Consider the following 24,974-nt stretch of genomic DNA (forward strand, 5'->3'; position numbering starts at 1 on the left):
ATGATGATGAGATCAGCACTCCTGATATCCGCTTCATCCAATGAGTACTGAAGTTCAACATCCTCTTCATACATGAATGGATCAAAGTCAGTGAAGTTGGATATATAGCGCAACCCAAGCACTATGATCTTTAAAGGCTTGAGATGATTTTTCATATAACGCGGTATGATCCTTTCAATTGGTATCGCGTCTTCTTCATGAAGCCCGAGGTCGCCCTGATAATCGAGCACGCCGATAACAGGCTTGCCTGTCTTGTCCTCTATCATCTCCAGCCCTGGGCGGAGGATCTCAATATCGCCTCGGAATTTATTCACGATGAACGCCTTGATGAAATCAGCATCGCAACTTACCCCCCCTTCGCCCCCCCTTGACAAGGTGGGGATGTGAGGGGTCATATCCTTCAGCAATTCCACAGTCCCGTAAAAAGCCGCGAATACCCCGCCTTTATCAATATCTCCAACAAGGACCACAGGCGCGTCAGCGTAACGTGCGATGCTCATATTCACTATCTCTGCTTCCCGAAGGTTGATCTCTGCCGGACTGCCCGCTCCTTCGATCACAATAAGGTCATACTCAGCGGAGAGCCTGTCGTAAGCCGCTGTAACAGATGCCCATGCCTTCTCCTTAATGCCATAGTATTCATCTGCCCTCATGTTGGCAAATACCTTGCCGTTCAAGATGACCTGGCATCCTGAGTTTGAAGATGCCTTAAGCAGTACCGGATTAATATCATTGCACGGCTCGATCCCTGCTGCCTCAGCCTGAAACGCCTGCGCCCTTCCTATCTCTCCGCCCTCTTTTGTGATAAAGGAATTGAGCGCCATGTTCTGCGCCTTGAAGGGCGCGACCTTGATGCCCATATCCCTGAATATCCTGCAGAGGCCTGCAACAATGACGCTCTTTCCTGCGCCGGAACCTGTTCCCTGTATCATTAATGCCTTAGCCATAGTTCACCCCACGTAGTTGATACACTTTACAACCGGATAATCCCACATCTCGACAATATTCAAACATCCGTAATCCTGTTCAACCCTGAATATATTCTCAAGCGGAATGCCGAGCAGATGGCAGAGTATCACTCTGTTAATCCCGCCATGAGCGACGATCGCGATATTCTCTCCCTGATGCTTTTCAATGATCTCACTAAAAACCTTCAATGCCCTATCTCTTAATTCGATGGTGCTTTCTCCATTCATCGGGCTGAACTCAAAGGGGTTGGCAGCCCATGCATTAAAGGCATCAGGCCATTTCTCCCTGATCTCATCAAAAGACATTCCCTCCCACAGGCCAAAATTGCGTTCTCTCAGTTCAGGCATGATGATCGGTTTCAGTCCATACGGGTCAGCAATTATCTCCGCGCTCTTTACTGCGCGAGAAAGGTCGGAGCAGTAGACAGCGTTAATCTTTTTTTGCCCCCTCTTAGATAAGAGGGGGATGGGGGAGTTATTTAAATACCCCGCCAGCCGCTTGATCTGTTCTATTCCGTTGGCAGACAAAGGAACATCAATATGCCCCTTGTATCTTTTTGTCTCCGCGCCCTCTGTCTCTCCATGCCTTATGAGGTAAAGTTTCGTAAGCATATCACCGCCATCATTAAAAATAATATCTCTGACAATTCAGATACCGCGCCGAATGTATCGCCTGTCATTCCGCCAAACCTTCTGCCGCAAAACCAGACCGTTATCAATGAGAATATATAGAGCGCAGGCAAAGAGAAAGCAACATGAGCAAGGTCAGGTTTATGAAAGATCACAAAGACAGCAAGTAAAGAGAAGATAAGGCTCAGAGCAGTTGCCGTAAGTAATTCCTTTACTCCCACATTCTCAATAAATGCCTTGCCAAGCCCATCTGCTCTTGCTGACCTGCAGTGGAAGATCGCAGGCACCATCGCCCAGCGGGAATATATCGGCAATAAAAACAGTATTAAATAATAAGTCGCAGGAGTAGAGCTTGAATATGCTTCATTAAGCAGAAGATACTTGAGCATGAGAACAAAAACTATCGCAATGACACCTGCCGGGCCGATAGTGCTGTCTTTCATTATTGCGAGCTTCTTCTGCCTGTCACCTCTTGATGCGATCGCGTCAAAAGTATCTGCAAGCCCGTCAAGATGAAGCGCTCCGTTAGTTATGACAAGAAGAAGCATGACAAGCAGGTTGGTCAGCCCGATTGGAAAAATCCTTAACAATGTTGCCGCAGCACAAACAAGAAGCGCACCCTGAACTATGCCGATCAGCGGGAAGAAGGCAGCAGAGCCGCCAACCTCCCTGTCCGAAACTATCCCTGTGTCTTTAACAGGTATGATCGTCAGGAACTGAAACGCAAGAAGCAGCTTCTTCATATATTATTCTTTCCCTGAGACAGAGGCCTCGCCGAATGTCGCCATCTCCTTATATATCTTAAGCCCGCCTTCTATCATCAGCATCGCAAGCGCCGCGCCTGTGCCTTCGCCAAGCCTGAGGTCAAGGTCAAGTATCGGCCTTAATCCTATCTTTTCAAGCAAAGCCTTGTGCCCGACCTCCTGAGAATTATGCGCTGCAAACATATAATCCTTTGTCTTTGGCTCTATCATGTACGCGATAAGCGCGCCTGCTGTTGATATGAATCCGTCAATCACTACAGGAACTTTATTTGCCGCTGCGCCGATGATCAATCCCGCGATACCGCCTATCTCAGCTCCGCCGACCTTTGCAAGCACACCAATAGGGTCAGCAGGGTCAGGCATATTAAATGAGATGGCATCCTTAATGACCCGCACTTTAAGCTTCCATGCCTCATCATTTATCCCTGTGCCCCTTCCTGTGATCTCTTCAACGGTCTTGCCGGTCATAACCGCTGTTATGGCGCTTGAGGGCGTTGTATTGGCAATGCCCATCTCGCCTGTGCCGAAAATCTTATAGCCCTTTTTTGCGTATTCGCCGGCAAGCTCTATCCCCACCTCTATGCACTTAAGCGCTTCTTCCCTTGTCATTGCAGGGCCTTTTCTCATATTCATTGTTCCTGAGACAACCTTCCGCGATACAAAACACCCACTTTCAATTCCCCCCTTGATAAGGGGGGACGCAGAGGGGTTGATAAAATCATGATCAACGCCTATATCCACAACAACAACATCTGCACCCGCATGACGCGCAAGGACATTTATACCGGCGCCGCCGTTAATAAAATTAAAGACCATCTGCTGAGTCACAGCCTTTGGGAACGCGGACACGCCTTCATCAGCAACGCCGTGATCTCCCGCGAATGTGAAGACAGCCTTCTTATCAAGCGAGGGCATAGGATTTTCTGTAATAGCGACGAGCTGTTTTGCAAACTCCTCAAGCCTTCCGAGACTGCCCTGCGGTTTTGTAAGGCTGTCCAGACGCATTTGCGCCTGCTCTGCAAACTTGCTGTTAACACTTGTTATACCTGAACATATATTTTTTAAGTCCATTGATTCTCCTTTTATTTTATCTTTATCGGTATCCCGGCGGTTACAAGATAAACTTCATCTGCGATCTCCGCAACCTTCTGATTTAAAAATCCCGCCGTATCTCTGAACCTTCTCGCGAGTTCATTCTCAGGCACAATGCCCATCCCGACCTCGTTAGATACGATAAAGAGTTTTGAGTTATTTGCTTTTTTCATTAAGTCTTCCAACACAGCGATCAGACCATCTATTTCCCTGCTGCAATCCATATTGCCGCAGATCAGATTTGATAGCCAGAGCGTAAGACAATCAAGAACAACAACGCTGTACTTAGTGTCTGCATCGGAAATGATCTCAGGAATTTTGAACGGCTCTTCAAAGGTATCCCACTCAGCTCCGCGCTCATCCTTGTGCTTCCTGATGCGCTCCTTCATCTCATCGTCAAGCGCCTGAGCAGTTGCGATATACGCCTTTCGCCCGTCAATTTTCTCTGCCTCTCTCAGAGCAAAAGAGCTCTTTCCGCTCCGCGCCCCGCCTGTTATAAATACTATCTTGTTTTTCATATCTCCCTAATCATCCAGCCTGTAGGTCACAGGCACCTCGACCCTGTCTTCAATATAAGGATACGGGCCTGCCTTTTTAATTGCTTTCATAGTAGCCTCATCAAGCATGTTATATCCTGAACTCTTCAGAACTTCGATCTCACTTGGCTCTCCACTTGCTCCGATCCTGAAGCTGACATGTACCGTGCCCTCAATACCCCTTCTTCTTGCTATCTTAGGATATGTCTTTTCTCGTTCAATCGCCGAGCTGATAAGCTTAAGCGCATCAGATTCCGAGATGCCGCCTCTCTTATCATCTGTTGTTTTGGAGCTTGTAATGATTTCTTCTCCGCCCTGTATGGAATTTGTATATTCCATCTTCTCGTTGGAAAACGTTATGTCAGAGCCTTTAGCTGCGCCTGATGTATCTCCGGGATCAATAGAGAGAGATTTCGTAAAGCTAACTTCTCTATTGTCAGATTCAGGATCCCTCGATATTATCTCTTCATCATGCTCTCTTTTATTTACAATCAGAGCAGGCTCTTTCTGCATCTTCTTAACCACTGTTTTCTTTAATGAGACATCTTTTGTAACTGCCTTTGCGGGTTTCTCGACATCGGACTTAAGGTCTATAAAGAAGACCTTCTCATTCAGCATCTTCCCGCTCTCCCCCTGGAATCTCACTGCAAGCAGGAGAAGAGCGGCAAAAGTGCCGTGCAAAAGCAATGAAAAAATAAATGTCCTTTGCAATCCCATCATCTTTTTATATGCACCCGAACAAACTACATCTCAAATTTTATCCCTGCATAAGCAGAAAGTCCCGGCGTGCTGTATCCGCCTGCTGTTGAATAATCTTCATCAAAGAGATTATCCACCCTTGCAAAGAAGCTGGTATCCTTTCTTAACTTGTAGCTGCCGCTGAGATTGACGATCGAATAAGAACCAAGATGGCCCACTGAAGCGGAGTCATAAACCTTTCCGACGAATGTGTATTCCGCAAAGAGAGCTACAGGCCCGCCTGAATACTCTACGCTTATACCGGCCTTGTCTTTCGGCCTCCTTCTGAGGCGCTCTCCGGTCTCTTTGTCCTCTGTATCAAGATATGTATATGAAGATCTTACTGTTACATCTTCAATCACCTTTACGGAAACGCCGGCTTCAAGCCCTTTCACCGCTGCCTTTGATATGTTTTTCGGAGAATAGAGCCACGACCCAGGAGGAGTTTCTACCCAGTCAATGAGGTCATCATACTTCTGGTCAAAATATGTAACTGTGGCAGAAGCCCTGTCCTTGATGATCTCCTTTTCAAGTCCTATCTCCCATGAACTGCTCTTTTCAGGCGAAAGATTCAGATTGCCGCTGCTGCCCCACGGGTCATTATAAAAGAGCTCATTAAGCGTCGGAGCTCTGAAGCCTGTGCCGTAGCTTGCCTTGACCGTAAGAGCGGCCTGCCTGATATTGTAAATTCCACCGATCCGGTAGGTCGTCTCATCACCAAATGTCTCATGGTCATCGATCCTCAGACCGGCGTTGATAACAAGGTCATCATTAAAGAGCTTGGCTTTATTATTGAGATAGAGCGCCTTGTTATCCACCGTCTCGTCAAATATCCCCTTGTTCTCGCCCGCCTCTTTACGGTATTCAGCGCCGAACGTAAATGTGTATGCGTCAGATATGTAAAAATTATTCTGCCAATCGATAGTCTTCATTCCGGTTATTATGTCGGCGTTATTCCATGAGGTATCAGGGTCCTTGTACTTCAAAGAATCTTCAACTGTTGAGAGTGATAAGACCTGCTCCCATATATCAAAAAGATAGAGCCTTCCTTTGCCTGAAAGCATGTGGTGATTCCCGTGCTGTACATAATTCAGATCGTCACTGCCAAATGCATCGAGATCGGAGCGGTCATAATAATATTTGCCTGAGACCTCTATATCTGCTTTGTCTGTCGGGCTGAAATTGAGCTTTCCGGATACAGAGGCGTTTTTATACCCGTCCTTCTCTGTTCCTTTCTTAGCAGCTGATATCCCGTCGGTTGTGAAATATGTTCCTGTCAGTCTGTAGCCCAGTCCCATATATCCGCCTGAGACTGTTGCAGAGGGTTTATATGTTCCATATGAGCCTGTCTCAAAAGAGGCTGATATCTTGGGCGTGCCTTTGCCCTTCCTTGTAATGATGTTTATAACCCCTGCCATCGCCTCTGAGCCGTATATAGTGCTCTGCGGGCCTTTCACTATCTCGATCCTCTCTATGTCATCCACATTGAGGCTTGAAAAATCAAACGTGCCTGTGGTCGTGCTCTTCACCTTCACACCGTCTATCATGACAAGGGTATGTTCCGTGTTGCCGCCGCGGAGAACGATTGCAGCCTGTTTGCCTGCGCCTCCATTCTGGACAACATTCAATTCAGAAATGCCTTTTAAGACATCTGAGACAAACTGCGTATTCATCTTTTTTATATCTTCACTCTTGATCACGATAACATCACTTGTTGTCTCCTCGATCGCTTCCTCTATCTTGGTAGCTGTAACAACAACCTCTCCAACCTTTATCGCTTTATCAGCTGCCAGTAAAGGCGCGGCTGTAACGAGCATCATGAACATCAATATAATTATCCGCTTCATTATTTATTCTCCCAGGTTTATTGTTTTTAGTTTTTGTCTTTCGTTTTAATCGGCTATCATGATCTCTGTCATGAAGTATTGATTCTCATTGCTGCCTCCTCTTCCCGCGAAGGGTTTCGTATTTTCAAGGTGATCAGGATCTCCTGACTCAGGGCATCCTACTCGCCCGCCTTCCCATCCCGAAGCGTCGGAACAGTGGCATTTTGGGCTTTCGCTCCCTTTACAGTTGCGGGGCAGTCTCTGCTTTTCACAGAATTCCCCTGCATTACCTTGTGCTGATTAAACTGCCGAATATTTTTTCGGGCAGTTAATACTTAATATAAATTCCGCCTGAATCCTCCCTCTTTATCTCCACCTCAACATCAAACGCGCTTTTGAGCAGTTCCTTTGTCAAAACCTCATCCGGTTTGCCTATGCCGAGGATACGGCCGTTCTTTATCAGTACAATCTTGTCAAACTGCAACGCGATATTTATATCATGAAGCGCCATGACAACCGATATCTTTCTCTTTATTCTTAATTCCTTCAGAAGCCTCAGGAGTTCGATCTGGTACTTTATATCCAGATTGGCAAGAGGCTCATCAAGCAGCACCAGCCCGGCGCCCTGAAGCAGCGTCATCGCAAGATATACCCTTCTTCTTTCCCCGCCGCTCAGGTTTGTGATAAGCGATCCGCTGTTATTTTGAAGCCCCACCATCTCTATGGCCTCATCAACGGTCAGCTCAGGCAATGTGTCATACGGATACAGCCCCATGCTCACAAGTTCCTTCACCTTAAAAGGGATGCTGATATCAAGGATCTGCGGAAGATAGCTCAAGAGTTTTGCCCTGTCCTTATTCTTGTAAGACCCAACCGGCTTGCCCCAGAGGTTTATATCTCCGCTTGACGCTTTTAATAAGCCGCTCGCCAGTTTAAGAATGGTTGATTTGCCTGAACCATTCGCACCGAGAAGGCCTATGAATTCACCATTCTCTATGGAGAATGATATCTCCCGTATAAATGGCTTATTCTTATCGTAAGAAAAGCCCGCATTAATAAAATTCAGAATAGGCCTGTCAGATGCTGAGGACATCTTTCCTCCTGAGCAGAAAAAGAAAATAGGGCGCGCCTAAAATAGCTGTTATTATCCCGGCAGGAAGTTCCATCGGCGAGACAATGGATTTTCCTATAAGGTCGGCTATGCATAAAAGCACCCCGCCTCCGATAGCTGAGACAGGGATCAGAACCTTATTGTCCGAGCCGACCAGAAACCTTCCAATATGCGGGATGAGCAACCCGATGAAACCTATCATGCCGCCCAGCGCAACAGAAGCCGCTGTCATCAATCCGACTGAAATAAAGAGTATGAACCTCTCTTTACGCGGAGAGAATCCGAGGCTGTGCGCGAGATCATCGCCGAGCATAAGCGCGTTGAGCGCCCTGGCGCGGGTCATTGCAACAACAAGGCCTGCTGCTATAAAAACAAATCCATAAGGAATGATCGACCAGTCTGCAATTGAGAGGTCGCCGAATATCCATAGAGTGGCGCGCCTCAGGCCTTCATCGCTTGATACACTCATAAGGAGCATGAGCATTGCTGAAAAGAGAAAGCCCAGTCCAACGCCTGCGAGCAGGAGCCTGTCCGGCCAGAAACCGCCCCGCTTCCATCCCATTGCGCCGACAAAGACACCTGTTGTCAAAGCTCCGATAAACGCAAGCAGAGGTATCGTCACAATGCCGAAAAGAGAGAGCCCGGTTATTATGCCGAATGCTGCGGCCAATGCAGCTCCGCTTGAGATGCCAAGTATGTAAGGGTCTGCGAGCGGATTTCTGAGTATCCCCTGAAGCACTGCGCCAGATGCTCCGAGCGCCATGCCCATCAATATCGAAACCAACACCCTCGGCAGTCTGATGGACAAGAGTATATCTTTCCCCATCTCGCCAAGATTAAAAGGGCTTATCGGCTTCGGCCCGATAAAAAGGGCGATAGCAAAGATCATTGCCGCAATAATTGTTATGAGTATTAATTTTGTCTTCATATTAATTGAACTATTTGTTCAAGAGCTTCTCAAGCTCTTCTAACCCCTCTATCACCCTCGGGCCGAGCCTGTATAAACCGTCGCCGACATAATAGACCTGATTATTTTTTACCGCCGGTATATATGAGATCCTCTTCAAAAGCCCGCCGGCAGTCTCCTCCATATTCATGCCGGATCCTTTGCCGACAAAGATAATATCAGGCGACCTGCGCACAACCTCTTCGATAGAATATTTGGGATACTGGATAACTGCATCTTCAGCTATGTTGATCGCGCCGAGCAGGTCAATGGCATCATCGATCGCTGTTCCGGGCCCAGCCACTATTAACGGTTCCGGCCAGATCATAAAGAGCACCTTTTTGCTTGTGCCGTGCTTACGCGCCTTATAATTATTCAGGGCTTTTTCTATATCAGACGCGAGCGTATTGAAGCTGTCTTCTTCATTAAGCGCCCTTCCAATATCCCTTATGCCGTCAGGAAGCTGGCTCATTGTACGCGCCTTAAAGACATAGGTCTTGATATTCATGGAGCGAAGCCTCTCTTCAAACTCCTTCGGGTTGCCGTCTGTTGTCATTATCACAATGTCCGGTTTTAAAGAGACAACCGCTTCAAGGGATGGATTGGACATTCCGCCTATCTTCGGCTTCAGCTTCGCCTCTTCAGGATGATCGCAGAAGGTCGTTACGCCGATAATATTATCCCCAAGCCCTGCGGCAAAGAGTATCTCAGTTACACTCGGGGCAAGCGATATGATGCGCTTTGGCGCAGCTGCGTAAGAAGAAGTAATGAGTGAAAAGTGAAGAGTGATGAGTAAAAATAGAACCGCTGTCACCTTCCAAAAATAATTGCCGTACCGTTTATCTTTTGCTTTCATAAAAAATCCCCTGCCTTCAGAAAAGAAAGCAGGGGGATAAAAGCCAAAATAACCTTTATCCTCACAACCTCTTGCCACGAAGGTTAATTCTGTGAGGTATGTTCAGGCCGGTCTTCTGGCTCTCCTGCCCTCTACCTGCCTTCCCATCCCGAAACTTCGGGAAAGTGGCATCTTCAGCAAAGGTTTTATCCCGATGAATCGGGATCAGGATTACAGCGGCGGGTCCGCTCCCGAATCTTACGGGATTCCCCATTAAGCCCCTAAAGGGCGCCTGAACAACGTAGGTGATTATAACTTAAGACTGTTATCTTTAGTCAAGGCAGGTATCACGCTCACAGAAGCCCTGAAAAATCTCCTGAGAGTGGTGAAAGATCTTGCTTTAGACTAAACTTATACAGCTTATTTTATTTCAATAATGGGAATTTGGTTAATAATCAATGCTTGATACATTAAAAAAGGTCTTTGGATTTGAGGAGTTCCGCCCGAACCAGGAGGATATTATCAGAAAGATCCTGGAGAAGAAGGATGTCTTTGCGGTAATGCCTACAGGCGGAGGGAAGTCGCTCTGCTATCAGCTGCCTGCCAAATTAATGAAGGGCACAACGGTTGTCATAAGCCCGCTGATATCCCTGATGAAGGATCAGGTGGATGCTGCTCTGGAGAATGGCATATCCGCGGCCTTTATAAACAGTTCGATGAAACCGCAGGAGATGTCCGGCGTATTCCATGACCTCAAGAACGGAGACATCGAACTGCTGTATGTCTCTCCTGAACGTTTTGCAATGCAGGGTTTTATTGAACAGCTTAAAGCTCTTCCCATCTCTCTCTTTGCCATTGATGAAGCGCATTGTGTCTCTGAATGGGGGCATGACTTCCGGCCTGATTATCTGAGCCTCTCAAATATTACAAAGATATTTCCTGATATCCCGGTCGGGGCATTTACAGCCACAGCCACTTCAAGGGTGCAGGATGATATTATCGGCAAGATCGGCCTCAGGTCTCCATTTACAGTGCGCGCGTCATTTAACCGGCCTAACCTTTTTTATAAGGTCAAGAGTAAAAGAGAGCTGGAATCACAGCTGCTTGAATTCATCAAAGAACATCCGGGCGAGCCGGGTATAATCTACCGCACAACCCGGGATTCTGTTTCAGAACTTGCCAATCTTCTTTCAGCCAACGGCATCAAGGCGCTGCCGTATCATGCCGGTTTAGCAGCGGAAGAGCGTAAGAAGAACCAGGAGGCGTTCAACAGGGATGAGGCAGCGGTCATTGTGGCGACTATCGCTTTTGGCATGGGCATAGACAAATCAAATGTCCGCTTTGTCATTCATGCAGACCTGCCCAAAAATATGGAAGGCTACTATCAGGAGACGGGACGTGCGGGACGAGACGGCGAGCCGGCTGACTGCATCCTCTTCTTTGGAAGGGGGGACATCCCGAAGATAAGGTACTTTATAGACCAGATATCTGATGATCAGGAACGGGCCGTAGCCATGGAGAAGCTGAACATGACGGTGCGGTATGCTTCACATAACCTCTGCAGGCGCAGGCAGCTGCTTGAATATTTCGGAGAGCATTACCCTGATGAGAACTGCAATACCTGCGACATCTGTACAGGTATGGTTGAAAAGATAGATGTTACGGTTGACGCGCAGATAATTATGTCAGCCATGTCACGGACCGATCAGCGTTTTGGAGCCCAGCATATCATTGATATCGTTACAGGCGCTGATACAAAACGCATACGCGAACTGGGGCACGACAAGGTCAAGACCTATGGCACGGGCAAAGGCAAAGATAAGAAGCACTGGCGCTTTCTGATCGATGAGCTGCTTGCGCAGGATGCCATATGTCAGGACGGCGGGCAGTATCCGGTATTAAAACTGACAGTAAAAGGGAATAATATTCTCTACGGCAGAGAAGAGATCACAGCCTTAAAAAGGGAAGAGAAAAGCAAGAAGTATGCAGCCGGAAGAGACGGCAAGTTTGCGCCATATGATGAGCTGCTCTTTGATGAACTGCGCAAACTGCGCAAAGAGACCGCTGATGAACATCATGTGCCGCCATATATAATATTCTCAGATAAGACACTTCATGAAATGTGCAGATACTATCCCGCGGCCTTGTCTGATATGAGAAATATCAACGGCGTTGGAGACGCCAAGCTTGAACGGTACGGAGCTGCTTTTGTAAAAGCAATTAAGACATATCTTGATGCGCATCCCGGCATCACCATCCCTTTATTGAACACTTCAACGGCACAGTCAGCTATGAGGAAGCGGAATTTGTAAGGGCATTTCTGCAGCAGAATCCTGAGAAAACCTGAGCAACTCTGATGCCTATAAGTTAATGTCCTCAAAGTGGGGAGGGGACATCAAAAAGTTATATGAACCGGTTTCACATTCCAGATGTACTTGCAATACTCATGGATAGACCTGTCTGAAGAGAATGAGCCCATTCGCGCGGTGGTGAGGATGGATCTTTTCGTCCACTCATTTTGATCCTGAAAGAGCTTGCCCGCTCTTTCCTGACACTCGATGTATGACTGATAATCTGCAAAGAGCATGTACTCATCACGATAGAGCAATGACTGGACAAGCTGCCTGAAGAGTCCCGGAACCTCAGGCGAGAAGTAGCCTGAACTTATCTGGTCAATGGCCTCTCTCAGCTCAGGATTAGCCTCATAATACTTTATCGGATCATATCCCTTTAGCCAAAGGTCTTGGACCTCCTGCGTGTCCAGACCGAAGAGGAAGAAATTGTCTTTGCCGGTCTCTTCGCGTATCTCAATATTCGCGCCGTCCAATGTTCCGACTGTCAAAGCGCCATTCATTGCGAACTTCATATTGCCTGTGCCGGATGCCTCTTTGCCTGCGGTTGAGATCTGCTCTGATATGTCAGCAGCGGGATAGACATGCTGCGCGCTCTTTACATCAAAGTTCGGGAAGAAGACTACCTTGATGCGGCCCTTGATATCAGGGTCATTGTTAATGACATTGGCGACAGAGTTGATAAGCTTGATGATGAGCTTTGCCGTATGATAGCCGGGAGCGGACTTGCCGCCGAATATAAATGTCCTCGGAGGAACATCAATTAAAGGGTTACGCTTAATGCGGTTGTAGAGCGTGATGATGTGAAGAACATTCAGGTGCTGGCGTTTGTATTCATGGATGCGCTTTACCTGTATATCAAATAAAGAATCAGGATCTATTGAAACACCTGTCTTCTTCATAATGACTGAAGCGAGCTCCTGCTTAACCTCTTTTTTAACAGCACGCCACTTCTCCTGAAACGATGCATCATTCGCGGCATCCTCTAATTTTCTCAATTCCCTCAGATCCTTTATCCATTCTTCGCCTATCCTCTCGGAGATAAGCTTGCTGAGCCTCGGATTGGAAAGAACCATGAATCTGCGGGGCGTTACTCCATTTGTCACATTAAGAAATTTCTCAGGCCATAATTCATAGAAGTCACGCAGAACATCGCGCTTCAACAGGTCTGTATGAAGCTTTGCCACACCGTTGATCGCGCTGCTTCCGATACAGGAGAGGTTCGCCATCCTCACATACCGTTCACCGCACTCATCTATGATGGACATCTTCCGTATCTTCTCATAATCTTCCGGATAGATCTGGCGCACCTGTTTTAGAAAGCGGCTGTTTATCTCATAGATGATCTCAAGATGCCTCGGCAATGTCCCCGCAAAGAGCCTGAGCGGCCATGTCTCAAGCGCTTCGGGCAGCAATGTATGATTTGTATAAGCAAATGCCCGACTGGTTATGTCCCATGCCTTGTCCCACTCGATACAATGTTCATCCACGAGAAGGCGCATGAGTTCGGTGATGCCGACTGCAGGATGGGTATCATTAAGCTGGATGATGAACTTTTTATGGAATCCGTCAAGATCTTTCTCTCTCTGCAGATAGATCCGTATCATGTCCTGAAGCGAACAGGAGACAAAAAAGTATTGCTGCTCAAGTCGCAGTTTCTTGCCCACGCTCGGCTCGTCATTCGGATAGAGCACCTTGGTGATATTCTCAGACGCAACGTTCTCCTGAACAGCTCCGTAATAATCACCGACATTGAAGGCCTGAAAATCAAAAGATTCACATGCCTCAGCCTTCCATAACCGCAGAAGGTTCACGGTATTGACCTTGTACCCAAGTATCGGAGTATCAAAAGCAACTCCCTTGATAACCCTGTCTGATATCCAGTTAACGCGGTAGCACCCCTTCTCATCACAGTATGCTTCTGTTCGTCCGCCGAATTTTATATGATAGAAGACCTCAGTCCTCGGTATCTCCCACGGATTGCCGAATCGGAGCCACTTGTCCGTCACCTCGACCTGCCACCCGTCCCGTATCTCCTGATTGAAGATGCCGAACTCATACCTGATGCCGTAATTGATCGCTGGTATCTCAAGTGTTGCCATTGATTCCATGTAACAGGCGGCAAGCCTGCCTAGCCCTCCGTTGCCGAGTCCCGGCTCTTCCTCCTGCTCAAGCAGCGCGTTCAGGTCAAGCCCCAGCTCCTCTAACGCCTGCTTTGCCTGCTCATATATTCCGAGGTTTATCAGGTTATTCCCGAGATGCGGGCCGAGAAGATATTCTGCCGAAAGATAACAAACCGTGCGTGAGCGGTTCTCAAAATATGTTTCAGCAGTATGTATCCACTTATGGAGCATGCGGTCGCGGACGGTGTAGGCAAGTGAGAGGTAATGATCATTTCTGGTCGCAACCTTTGAAAACTTCCCCTGAAGATAAAAGAGGTTGTCTAAAAAAGCCTTCTTTATAGACTCAACGCTGAGGTCGGTTCTTATATCCGTGGACTGCGGTTTCTCAGGCATAGATTTATCCAGTGGTCTCGTGAATAAAGTAATTATACTGCGTTCAGCTTTTCATACTCATCCAGCTTGCCAAAAGACGCATAATACTCTATCTCTGAAACTGCTATCTTCTCTGCTTCGTTGGAAAGATTCAGGCTCTGGTCTTTAATAAAGCGCTGGATCATCTCAAACTTCGCCTTCTGTATATTGAGAAACGCTTTATCAATAGCAGGGTTGGCCGGATACGGGCCACTCTTCTGTCCGGCAGATAATATTTCAGTGAACGGCCTGCCTGAGTGGGCTGCCAGTTTTTTACATTCATTCACAGCAGATATCCAGTCCGGATGCATTATCCTGTAGTAATCCCTCATCGCCTGTTTGTTGAAATGCACAAAGTAGGTCTTGTTATCGCGCTGCAGATTGAAGGTCACACGCACAGAGTCAGTATCTATCGTATCAACAAAGATTAGATCATCTCCGTCTTTGGCTATCTCCCATTTGAGATCCCACAAATTAAGGCCCATCTTTGAAAATATCTGCTGAAGCAGGAGCGCGCCGAGAACTGCCATTATCAGAGACTGGGAGAATGTGTCTCCATCAAGGCCTGAGATGAGTGAAGCCTCCTGACGGCTGATGTTCCTGTCCTCAGGTTCATACTTTGTTGTAAGGTCTACCAGAGGACGGTCAAAACGTGTCCAGGGAGTTAACGGTTTATCGAGCCCGAGTTCATTAAGATATGTCTTTTTGTCTGAATCGCTCAGTGCGCTGAACTTCTTCAGGATTGATGAGCCGCTTGTTATCCCGAGCCTGACTATGTATTCGAGAGGAATGACATAACGGTCTTTTGAGTGGTACTTCTTGTAATCATAAAAGTGCCATCCCATCACCTTCTTCAGATCCGGCCTTTCGGCGGTATATTTATTTATTAAAGTGAGATTACTTAACTCGGACGGAAATCCTTTAGAAAAGACCTTGCCTGTCTCACGCTCAACCATGCCTGCATGATGCGTAAGCGCGCCGTGCTCTTTAAATGATGCGAGCATTTTTTCGAGCAGGCCGGTTTCATCCTTTACAGATGCTGACACAGTCTTCCAAGCCTCAGGGTCCTGAAGCTCCTGAAAGACGAGGTGCCTGAAGCCAGCCCTGCCCAGATCGCTGCCTTCGATCTCAAATATCGTGCCGACATCAAAGACAGAACCGCCGGCAGTAGTTTCGCTTATAATAAGGTCAGGATGTCCGGGCACATCATAGAGGTTCTGCACAGAACCTCTATATATAGGGTTGTCCAATTTGATATTGATCTTTTCAGGAAATCTGCTCATTCTCTGCCTCCAATATATGAGATATCTAACGTAACTTTTCAGAGAAAATTAGTCAATTTGATTCAGAGCTACTTCACCTTAAATTTCCTCAACCTCAGTGCGTTTGTCACAACCGTCACAGATGACATGCCCATGGCGCCTGCGGCAAGCATCGGATTAAGCAGTATTCCAAAGAACGGGAAGAGCACTCCGGCGGCGACAGGGATGAGTATGATGTTATAGGCAAATGCCCAGAAGAGGTTCTGCTTTATATTTCTGATGGTGGCTTTTGAAAGTGCGATGGCTGTTGCAACTCCTCTTATATCTCCGCTGATGAGCGTTATATCTGATGCCTCAATCGCCACATCTGTTCCTGTTCCGATAGCGATGCCGACATCAGCCTGCGCAAGCGCGGGCGCGTCATTTATCCCGTCGCCGACCATCGCAACTATCTTGCCTTCGGTCTGAAGCTTCTTTACCTCGCTTGCCTTGTCTTCAGGGAGCACCTCGGCAAGCACCCTGTCTATGCCAACCTGTTTGGCAATCGCCTCAGCGGTTCTTTTATTGTCACCGGTTATCATGATCGTCTGGACTCCGAGCCTGCGTAAAGTCTTTACCGCGTCAGAAGAGTTCTCTTTCAGGGTGTCGGCAACAGCGATGATCCCGCCTATGTTTCCATCTATTGCGACATACATGGGCGTCTTGCCTTCTTCAGAAAGTTTTATTGATATTTCCTTGAGGCCGCTGATATCAATTTTTTCATCTCCCATAAAGTCTTCATTGCCGAGAAGAACGATCTTTCCGTCAATGACCGCCCTGATGCCGTGTCCGGGGACAGCCTTGAAATCAGAGACTTCAGAAAGACTCAGATGTTCTTCTTTCGCCTTTTTGACGATAGATTCTCCAAGCGGATGTTCTGAACCTCTCTCAGCGGAAGCGGCTAACCGCAGTATCTCTTCGCTCTTCACTATCAACTTTTCACTTGTTATTATGTCTGTGACAATCGGGGCGCCTTTTGTAAGCGTGCCTGTCTTATCAAAGACTATTGCGTTTATCTTATGCGCGGTCTCAAGAGCCTCAGCGCCCCTGATGAGTATGCCGTTCTCAGCGCCCTTTCCTGTGCCGACCATTATTGAGGTCGGGGTCGCAAGACCCAGTGCGCACGGGCAGGCGATTATCAGCACGGCGATGCAATTGAGAAACGCGTAAGTGAATGCCGGGTCAGGGCCGAAGAAGAACCATATAAGAAATGTGAGCGTTGCTATCCCCATGACTGCCGGGACAAATATAGAGGCTATCTTATCTGCAAGCCTCGCGATTGGCGGCTTTGAGCCCTGCGCCTCCTGAACCATATTTATTATCTGAGAGAGCATGGTCTCTCTTCCGACCCGTGTTGCCTCAAACCTGAATGAACCTGTCTTGTTGATAGTCGCGCCTATGACCTTATCACCTGTCTTCTTTTCAACCGGCATAGATTCGCCCGATATCATGGCTTCATCTACAGATGAATATCCTTCTGTTACAATTCCGTCAACAGGTATCTTTTCACCAGGCCTTACGAGAATGATATCCCCTATCTCGACATCTTCAATAGGCACATCCTTTTCCTCTCCGTTTTTTATCAACCGTGCGGTCTTTGCCTGCATGCCTATCAGTTTCTTTATCGCCTCAGATGTCTTGCCCTTTGCCCGTGCCTCAAAAAATCTTCCGAGGAGGATGAGTACAATTATTGTCGCAGCGGTGTCAAAATATACATGAGCTGAGTATCCTTTTATTTCAAAGACAGACGGAAAGAAGGTAGCAGTGACACTATATATATATGCCGCAGATGTGCCGACAGCTATCAGGGTATTCATGTTTGTTGTCCTGTGGCGCGCTGCTGATATTGCGCCGCGATAGAACTGCCAGCCTACCCAGAACTGGACAGGTGTCCCGGCGAGGAACTGCATCAGAAAATTCATCTGCATCGGTATGGCAATTACTGACGACATTCCGATCTGGTCCCAAAGCATGAGTACGAATATTGGAATTGTGAGAGCCGTACCTGCAATGAGCTTAACCTTGAGACGGTTCAGATCTTTCTCCCTCTCTCTCTTTTCCTTTTCAACAATGTCTTCGCCTTTTTCAGCCTCAACAATATCATATCCCAGATCCCGGACAACCTTTTTGAAATCCCTCATGCCTGCCTGAACAGGGTTATATTCAACAGTCGCTGTCTCTGTGGCGAAATTTACAGATGCGGAAATAACTCCGTCTAAAACTGCGAGCGCCTTCCGGACCTTCTCCACGCAGGAGGCGCATGTCATGCCTTTTATCGGGATGGTGATCTTTGAGAGTGAAACGCCGAATCCAAGGTCTTTGATAGTTTTGATGAACTCATCTGATGAAACTTCAGAGGGGTTGTAAATGAGCGTGGCCTTTTCAGCCGCGAGATTGACCGATGCTTTTTCTACGCCTTTAATTTTTGCAAGGCCTGATTCAACTCTTGCGGAACATGCCGCGCATGACATGCCTGTTACAGGGAGGTCGATCCTTCTTGATACAGAAGAAGCATCTTTGTTTTCAGGCCTTTCAACTGGACAGGCTTTGTCAGCCATTATAAGCTATTTATTTTTCAGGACTGAAATGTTCTCCTGCATCTCCATTACCCTGCTCTTCATCATCGTCATCTCAGAGTCTGTTATCATTCCGCTTTCCATTGTGTCGGACATGTTATTCATCTCATAGGATATCTGCTTCATCATCCTGGTCAGATCACTGATACGATCTTTTGAAACCTCTCTTTCCGCTGCTGAGAGCCTGCCAGTCATGCGGGAAATATCGTTCATCATATTTGACATGTCATAGACCATATCTTTCATGTTATTCATCATCTCGCCATGCCCCATCATCATCTCCTGATGAGTTGTGATATCCCCTTCTTCAGACATCTTTCCTTTTTCCATAATCCCATTTTTATTTATAAGATCTTTCTCTTCTGACATGCGGCTGTGTTGTATTTCATCCTCTATCTCTTTCCTAATGTCTTGTCCCATTTGCGCGTAAGTGTTTGCAGCGGATAATCCTGTGATCAATAATACTGCCAGCAAAAGACGTTTCATGGCCTCCTCCTTGTGAATATGCTTCTTATGTATATAAGGCATTATCGGTCAATTAATTATTAATTGTACTATATTCGGCCATATCAATCATATAAAATGATTTATCTTATTATTTCTGTCTTTTCTTTGCCCTAAAAAGCTTTCCTGAACTCCGCCCACCACGTTAACTGGTTCTCCATAAACAACGCCCTCTCAGGCACAAAGAAATATATTACAGCAAGGATTATCACCGCAATAATAAAAACAATAAAGAGAATATCTTTTTTGCATTCTTCAGTCATCATTATTTCCCGGTCTTTAAAAATTGCATTATCTTATAGTTATCGTCGGAAAAAACAACATTAAACTTTTCTTTTGGCCTGCCGAACCATCCGCCTATAGTTGAGAGCGCTTTTCTCTCATCATCTATCCACTCATCTTCTTTAGAGTATCGCCGGAGCAATACATAAGTCACGTTATTGTCTTTTAGTTTTCTAAGCCAGTTATTGTAGTTTTCAGATTTGATATATGCCGTCCTGCTCGAAAATCCGCTGTTCCATAGCGGAGAGAGAAATAAAGGCTCAAAAGTATATGCAAGTACGTCGCCCTCTGAAATATTATTGCTTATCCATATCCAGTTGCCGTACTCCTGCTTTGCGTTCAGGTCGATATTGAACGGCGCAAGACGGGCTATTGTTCTTTCATTTGCCGGCAGATTTAAGAACTCCTTTATCTTTGCAGGCATCACGCATGGTGAGTTTGCCGTCAGTGATGTATATACGGCAAGAAGTAATGCGATAATGCTGAGCAGCCTTTCTCTCTTGCTGAAGTAGTCAAGAACAAAACCGTATGATAACGCTCCGAGTGCAAGGATGAAGATCACATATCTTGTATTCCAGTTTCTCGGATGAGCCAGGAAGATTATGATAAGCAGTATGGTGATAAAGAGCCAGTTGTACCGTTTTTTTATTATGGAGTTGATGAATATTAAAGCCAGGCTGGGAAGAAAGAGTATGAACCATATCGGCCCGAACCCGCTCAGCCTTGAATCATAAAGATAATACTCAACCCTTTCCATCCAGACATAAATCAATCCGGCTAAAGAAGATGCGTTTTGTATCACGGCAGGGGCAGGGTCTATTATCCCTTTATAAAGCCCCTTAAAGATCGTTTTGCCAAAGACCGCTATCTCCATGGGATATACCGGGTTGCCGTAAAGCAGCCAGTTCTTAATGAACCAATAGCCTCCTATTAAAAGAAGCGGGATGAAGAAGTAGAGAATGTAAGGCCCAAGGCTGTGTCTTAATATATTATTCTTCAGCGATGAACCCGTTGCATAAACCTTACGCCTGTGCTTTATAATCTCCTGCACGATTATTGCCAATGAGAACAGAATTGCAAATAAAGGGCCTGAACCTTTTGAGCCCAGGAGTATCCCGGCGGAAATGCCGGCCATAAGTATGGGGATCTTCCTGTCAGGCTGTCTTTCGATATTTAATAATTTGATATGAAAATCATGATTTTCATACAGCAGAAAATTTATGGTGACCAGCAGGAGAACTGACACCGCAATATCAATATAGTTTGTTGTAGATTGCATAATTATAATGGGTGTGAAGAAGAACAGGAATGACGAATAGAGCGCGTATCTTTCATTTATCTTCAGCTTCGTGGCAATACTGTATGTTGTGATGACCCCGATCAACGTAAACGGCAGCTGGCTGAGGTCTGTGATCACATCGCTTTTTAGAAATATGACGTTCCAGAGAAAGATCAGCTCCATGTTTTTGGGGAATATGTTGATGAAGGTGTCGATCATGAAGTTGGCAGGGTTTTCAATGATAGCTCCGCTCTGCAGGATATGGCCTACTATAGGAAGGTGGTACCAGAGAGCATCCCATGTATATGAAGGGAAGAGATAGCCGATAAATATCAACCAGCAGACGTTTATTATTACGAGAGCAAATAAAATAAATAATATAAAGTCTGATTTGATGGTTCTGAAAAAACCGGCAGTTTTATCTTTAAATTCTCCCGCAGCGTTCTTTAAATAAGAACTCTTATTATTAAAGAATGACAATGATAGAACCGCCATCGATATGCTGATGTTTATTGCAAAAAGCGGATCCGCATAAAGTTTATTAAAGATGATGCCGAGTGCCAGTTCAGTTGCTATGATCTGCGCAAGGCCGAGTATGAATGTTCCGATAAGCCTGTCGATGAATGAAAGAGAAAATCTTTTGCTGAAGAGGAATAGATACCAGGAAGAGAAAAGCAGAATATTAATAATTACATATTTAATGACAAGGATATTCATGATTCAAAGTATTATATAGCTCTTTCTGCTCAGCCCTTGCCGGTCAGCTTATTCAGGAATATCTCGATGAAGTTGGGGTCGGTTATATCGTGGTATATCTTAAACTCTTCATCTGCCCTGTCCTTCATCCCCCATTCTTCATAAATAAGGCCTATATCATAATGGGCATACGGATGTTTAGGGTCTGCCGCCAATACTTTATTATATACATCAAGAGCCTTTTCAAGATCGCCTTTTTGTCTGTATATGTATCCCATGTCATATAAGGCATAAACGTTATCAGGGTCTAGCATAAGGGCTTTTTCATATTGTTTAAGAGCCTTATCATAAAGTTTCTCTTCCCGGTAGACATATCCGAGGTCATAATTAGCATCAGGATGTTCCGGGAATATCTCCAACAGTTTTTCATAAGTCCTTTCGGCATTATCAAAGTCTTTTTTGTCTTTATACATCAGCCCTAATTGATAGTGGGCATAGGCGTCGTCAGGGTTTGCCAGGACCGCCTTTGAGTAGCTTTCAACGGCTTTAACATCCTGTTTTATCGCCTGATAAAAGAGCGCGGCCAGTGTATATCTTTGCCTGAGAGTATAAAGAAGCATTACCAGGAGGAGAAGGCTTATTAATAAAAGCAAAAGAGCCTTTTTCATATCGTTTTCAGTTTTAACAATAAAGGGAGCAGATAATATAAAAAATAATCTCCCGGGGATTTAACATATGTGAAGCCCCGGGAGATTGGAATTGATTAAGCTGATACAGGTACGATCTTAGTGCATGTAAACCAATGCCAGGCTGAAAGTCTTGCCTTGTCCGGCATTCTTGGTCCTGAATATATCAACACCGCTGACGTCCTGATTGTAAGTAAAGACCGTCTGCCAAGTACCATTAAGCATCGCTTTGGGGAAGGTGTACGCCATGCCGACGCCTAAATTAAGCACATCCTGCTCAAGGCCTAAAGTATCCTTGAAAAGCTTGTATTCTTCATCACTATTAATTCCATAAGGTGCCGCAGCTACAAGAAGTTCTTGCGAAGCTGATGCATTTCCTACTGCTTTTGTGTATTCAACGCTGCCTCTTAATTCAAGATTGTGCGGGAGTGCATAACCGCCTCCTATAAAGACCTTGACCTGGTCAGATGGCTTAAAACTGTAATCTGCACTGCTGTCCACGCCAGGTGGATATATGTCAATATTATTATCGTTTTCGAAGCGGTACTTATATCCGACATTGAAGAGAATATAACCCTTTCCTATGCCTTTGCCGAACATGATATCTAAAGTTGTATTATATTGGCCGTCGCCATTGCTGAGATATGAGAAAGGGTAACCATACTCATATGCCTCGGGTATCTTAACAGTTCCCTGAAGAGAGCATAGAGTTCCTGTTCCAAAGAGGTTCTGTGTCAGGTTGTATCTTAATCCGAGGTCAATGTCGCCAATGCCGCTGGGGCCGTTTTCCTGGGCATACACGAGAGTATCATTTGATCTTGGAGTTTTCCATGCAAAGGAAGCAAAAACGGTTAATGGATCGATAATTCCGTACTCACCGTAATAGGAAAGATCTGTTGAAGTGAATTTTGCAGAAGGAACTCTTTCAACGACATCATTTCCTTCATGCTGTACAGTAGAGTAGAGATTTTTTGATTCATAATAGCTGGCTGTTACCTGGTGGTATGAGTGGCCTTTTGCCTGGGTCCAGGCTGAGTAGGCTTCTCCGCTTGTCAGCAGGCTTACGGCAATCATAATAAGTAAAAAACCTTTTAATTTTTTGATCTTCATTAATATCCCCCCCGTGAAAGAATTTACCATTATAAAATAATCAAAATAAATATTACAATAATTAATGTGATGTTATATTGCCAGCACCTCTTTCCTGTCATCCTTTGTATCGCAAAAGGCTTTGTTCAAAGGCAAACGACTCCATACTACCTGTAAAATAGATAAAAAGGCAACATAAAGATATCCCATCTGAAAGATCATAAGAAAAGGAATGGAAATATAGATCTTGTTAATGTAAGCAAAATATATGTTGAATGTGAAATATATCCCCAGAAGAAGTTCAAATATAAAAAGCAGGCTTAAATTGACCCTGTATTTTTTATTGGCCCACCTGTCTTTTTTATCTTCTATCATATACTTGGGAGTTCTTTTGAATTCCGTCTCTTTATTGAAGATGGCCTCTAATACCGCTTTTGAGTTATTGACGGAAAGCCCGATACCAAGGGACATCAACATAGGGAGATATATCAATCTCGACTTCCAGTCCTTGTATGCCTCTCTTTGTGAACATATATAAAAAAAGGATATGCCGACTGTTGCTACAAAGAGAAACGGCACATCGGTTACAAGCATCTTGAACCATCCTAAATTTATCCTTGCAACCATGGATGGATACATCAATATGGAGAGCACAAGCATAAGCAGGTAAGAGAAATTATTTGTAAGATGAAAAAATGCCTCAACCTTTACCTTTAAAGGCAGGTCGCTTCTGAGTATCTGCGGCAGCAGTTTTTTTGCAGTTTGAATAGAGCCCTTGGCCCATCTGTGCTGCTGGCTTTTAAAGCCGTTGATCTCAACAGGGATCTCTGAAGGAGAGACCTCATCTTTTAAAAATATAAATTTCCACCCAGCTAACTGGGCCCTGTAGCTCAGGTCCAGGTCTTCAGTAAGGGTATCGTGCTGCCATCCGCCTGCAGAATCTATCGCCTCTTTTCTCCATATTCCTCCGGTACCGTTAAAATTAAAGAACCTGCCGGACCAGTTCCTTGCAGCATGTTCAATAACAAAGTGGCCGTCAAGCATCATTGCCTCGATGCGTGAAAGAAAAGAATATTTCCTGTTCAGATAAGTCCATCTGGTCTGCACCATTCCAACAGACTTGTCGGAAAAATAATGGATCGTCTTCATCAGCATATCGCTTTGCGGTACAAAATCAGCGTCATATACTGCGATGTATTCGCCCTTTGCAGTCTTTAGGCCCTCAGCCAATGCTCCGGCCTTAAACCCGTTTCTATTCTCTCGATGTATATAGCTGATGTCATAACCTTTTTCCTTAAAATCATTGACACATTTCTCTGCTATCTCTCTTGTTTCATCGGTAGAATCGTCAAGCACCTGGATATCCAGCAGTTCTCTCGGGTAATCCATGCCGCATGAAGCGGTGATCAGCCGCCTGACGACATACATCTCATTATAGACAGGGAGTTGGATAGTGACTCTCGGAAGGCTGTCTAATTTGTTTTTCAGAACAGGCCTGTTTTTCTTATGCTTGTAATATAAATAGATCATATAATAACGGTGTGACGCATAAATGAATACCGTCATTAATATTAAAAAGTATATTGTTAAGAATAGATAGAGAAGCATTTTTTAAATTATATTATTTATAGATGATAGTAAAATATTAGAAAGAAATAATTGTCGCAATTATAACACAGCGGATTTTTTCTAATCAATTTAATATCAAGAATAATTATTAAAGACCGGTCATATGTGTTTATTTGTGCAATTATGCTTGATTTTGTTTTTAAAGACCATTATAGTTAAAAAATGGAAACGGCTGATGATTCTTATTTAAAATCCTCGATAAAGTGGACAGTTATTCTGAAGACGCTTGCAGATGAAACAAGGCTTCAGATCATCCATGTGCTCTTAAACGGCGAAGCGTCTGTCCAGGACATAGCAACGTCTCTCGATATCAAGGTCTATAATGTTTCCAAGCATTTAAAAATCCTTGAATCATGCGGCCTGGTGAAAAAACGAAAAGAAGGCACACAGCGAATATACGGGATCACGGACAGGCTTATGAGCCGTTTGTCTGAAGATAAGCAGGTCCTTGACCTCGGCTGCTGTAAATTCTTATTTACAGGTTTGAAGAAGTAATTAATTATCCCCTCTTATTAACTGCTATAAATATATCTCTTTCCGCTGCGTATATATTTTCTGAAGAGCAATTTGTCTTTTGAAGGGCGTTAAGTTAAATTAGGTC

21 protein-coding genes and 2 riboswitches are annotated in these 24,974 nt (G+C 45.3%); of the genes, 2 read left to right on the top strand and 19 right to left on the bottom strand.

The genetic code is table 11. The features are described 5' to 3' along the window. From Q7U10_07795 to Q7U10_07840, 10 genes are all read right to left on the bottom strand, one after another. A partial coding sequence (locus tag Q7U10_07795) for a cobyric acid synthase (GenBank protein ID MDO8282509.1) occupies window positions 1-947 on the bottom strand: 947 nt, incomplete at its 3' end. A 3-nt stretch (window positions 948-950) separates the two neighbouring features. Next, complete coding sequence (gene cobC, locus Q7U10_07800) at window positions 951-1,580, bottom strand: alpha-ribazole phosphatase (protein MDO8282510.1); 630 nt, start codon at window positions 1,578-1,580, stop codon at window positions 951-953. Further along, the gene (gene cobS / locus Q7U10_07805) at window positions 1,556-2,341 is read right to left on the bottom strand and encodes an adenosylcobinamide-GDP ribazoletransferase (GenBank protein MDO8282511.1); all 786 of its coding nucleotides are present in this window, start codon (window positions 2,339-2,341) and stop codon (window positions 1,556-1,558) included. Before cobS ends, cobC begins: the two co-directional genes overlap by 25 nt. A 3-nt stretch (window positions 2,342-2,344) precedes the next feature. Then, window positions 2,345-3,433 carry a nicotinate-nucleotide--dimethylbenzimidazole phosphoribosyltransferase gene (gene cobT / locus Q7U10_07810; protein ID MDO8282512.1) on the bottom strand — a complete coding sequence of 363 codons (1,089 nt, stop codon included), beginning with the start codon at window positions 3,431-3,433 and terminating at the stop codon, window positions 2,345-2,347. A gap of 11 nt (window positions 3,434-3,444) precedes the next feature. Beyond that, window positions 3,445-3,972 (bottom strand): bifunctional adenosylcobinamide kinase/adenosylcobinamide-phosphate guanylyltransferase, encoded by a 528-nt coding sequence (gene cobU, locus Q7U10_07815; protein MDO8282513.1) that lies wholly within the window; start codon window positions 3,970-3,972, stop codon window positions 3,445-3,447. Window positions 3,973-3,978: 6 nt separating this feature from the next. Next, complete coding sequence (locus Q7U10_07820) at window positions 3,979-4,710, bottom strand: energy transducer TonB (protein ID MDO8282514.1); 732 nt, start codon at window positions 4,708-4,710, stop codon at window positions 3,979-3,981. A 23-nt stretch (window positions 4,711-4,733) separates the two neighbouring features. Next, window positions 4,734-6,575: a TonB-dependent receptor gene (locus Q7U10_07825; protein MDO8282515.1), complete on the bottom strand. Its 1,842-nt coding sequence runs from the start codon at window positions 6,573-6,575 to the stop codon at window positions 4,734-4,736. Window positions 6,576-6,690: 115 nt separating this feature from the next. Beyond that, a riboswitch (cobalamin riboswitch) is annotated at window positions 6,691-6,872 on the bottom strand. Window positions 6,873-6,882: 10 nt separating this feature from the next. Continuing rightward, window positions 6,883-7,647 (bottom strand): ABC transporter ATP-binding protein, encoded by a 765-nt coding sequence (locus Q7U10_07830; GenBank protein ID MDO8282516.1) that lies wholly within the window; start codon window positions 7,645-7,647, stop codon window positions 6,883-6,885. Next, window positions 7,631-8,593, bottom strand: a complete 963-nt coding sequence (locus Q7U10_07835) for an iron ABC transporter permease (GenBank protein ID MDO8282517.1) — start codon at window positions 8,591-8,593, stop codon at window positions 7,631-7,633. Before Q7U10_07835 ends, Q7U10_07830 begins: the two co-directional genes overlap by 17 nt. Window positions 8,594-8,603: 10 nt before the next feature. Further along, on the bottom strand, window positions 8,604-9,467 hold the full coding sequence (locus tag Q7U10_07840; protein ID MDO8282518.1) for a cobalamin-binding protein: 864 nt from the start codon (window positions 9,465-9,467) through the stop codon (window positions 8,604-8,606). An 87-nt stretch (window positions 9,468-9,554) separates the two neighbouring features. Beyond that, a riboswitch (cobalamin riboswitch) is annotated at window positions 9,555-9,757 on the bottom strand. Window positions 9,758-9,904: 147 nt separating this feature from the next. On the opposite strand from Q7U10_07840, the gene recQ reads away from it, so the two are divergent. Beyond that, window positions 9,905-11,758, top strand: coding sequence for a DNA helicase RecQ (recQ, locus tag Q7U10_07845; GenBank protein ID MDO8282519.1), 1,854 nt, complete (start codon window positions 9,905-9,907; stop codon window positions 11,756-11,758). Window positions 11,759-11,841: 83 nt separating this feature from the next. Here recQ and Q7U10_07850 read toward each other — a convergent pair whose 3' ends face one another. The 9 genes from Q7U10_07850 to Q7U10_07890 all read right to left on the bottom strand — a co-directional run bounded on the left by Q7U10_07850 (window position 11,842) and on the right by Q7U10_07890 (window position 24,274). Then, a complete protein-coding gene (locus tag Q7U10_07850) occupies window positions 11,842-14,313 on the bottom strand; it encodes a glycogen/starch/alpha-glucan phosphorylase (GenBank protein ID MDO8282520.1) in 2,472 nt (823 codons plus the stop codon). A 32-nt stretch (window positions 14,314-14,345) separates the two neighbouring features. Then, a complete protein-coding gene (locus Q7U10_07855; protein ID MDO8282521.1) occupies window positions 14,346-15,614 on the bottom strand; it encodes a phosphoribosylaminoimidazolesuccinocarboxamide synthase in 1,269 nt (422 codons plus the stop codon). 68 nt (window positions 15,615-15,682) lie between these two features. Next, the gene (locus Q7U10_07860) at window positions 15,683-18,190 is read right to left on the bottom strand and encodes a heavy metal translocating P-type ATPase (GenBank protein ID MDO8282522.1); all 2,508 of its coding nucleotides are present in this window, start codon (window positions 18,188-18,190) and stop codon (window positions 15,683-15,685) included. A 6-nt stretch (window positions 18,191-18,196) separates the two neighbouring features. After that, window positions 18,197-18,694 carry a hypothetical protein gene (locus tag Q7U10_07865; GenBank protein MDO8282523.1) on the bottom strand — a complete coding sequence of 166 codons (498 nt, stop codon included), beginning with the start codon at window positions 18,692-18,694 and terminating at the stop codon, window positions 18,197-18,199. Between the two features lie 131 nt (window positions 18,695-18,825). Continuing rightward, window positions 18,826-18,978 (bottom strand): hypothetical protein, encoded by a 153-nt coding sequence (locus tag Q7U10_07870; GenBank protein MDO8282524.1) that lies wholly within the window; start codon window positions 18,976-18,978, stop codon window positions 18,826-18,828. Further along, the gene (locus Q7U10_07875) at window positions 18,978-20,990 is read right to left on the bottom strand and encodes a hypothetical protein (GenBank protein ID MDO8282525.1); all 2,013 of its coding nucleotides are present in this window, start codon (window positions 20,988-20,990) and stop codon (window positions 18,978-18,980) included. Before Q7U10_07875 ends, Q7U10_07870 begins: the two co-directional genes overlap by 1 nt. 29 nt (window positions 20,991-21,019) lie before the next feature. After that, window positions 21,020-21,637, bottom strand: coding sequence for a tetratricopeptide repeat protein (locus tag Q7U10_07880; protein MDO8282526.1), 618 nt, complete (start codon window positions 21,635-21,637; stop codon window positions 21,020-21,022). 117 nt (window positions 21,638-21,754) lie between these two features. Continuing rightward, on the bottom strand, window positions 21,755-22,765 hold the full coding sequence (locus Q7U10_07885; GenBank protein ID MDO8282527.1) for a hypothetical protein: 1,011 nt from the start codon (window positions 22,763-22,765) through the stop codon (window positions 21,755-21,757). 72 nt (window positions 22,766-22,837) lie between these two features. Next, complete coding sequence (locus Q7U10_07890) at window positions 22,838-24,274, bottom strand: glycosyltransferase family 2 protein (protein MDO8282528.1); 1,437 nt, start codon at window positions 24,272-24,274, stop codon at window positions 22,838-22,840. A 261-nt stretch (window positions 24,275-24,535) separates the two neighbouring features. Between Q7U10_07890 and Q7U10_07895 the strand changes: the two genes are divergently transcribed. Further along, window positions 24,536-24,868, top strand: a complete 333-nt coding sequence (locus Q7U10_07895) for a metalloregulator ArsR/SmtB family transcription factor (protein ID MDO8282529.1) — start codon at window positions 24,536-24,538, stop codon at window positions 24,866-24,868. Window positions 24,869-24,974 lie beyond the last annotated feature (106 nt).

The sequence above is a fragment of the Thermodesulfovibrionia bacterium genome, from assembly GCA_030646035.1.
Classification (GTDB): Bacteria; Nitrospirota; Thermodesulfovibrionia; order UBA6902; family UBA6902; genus JACQZG01.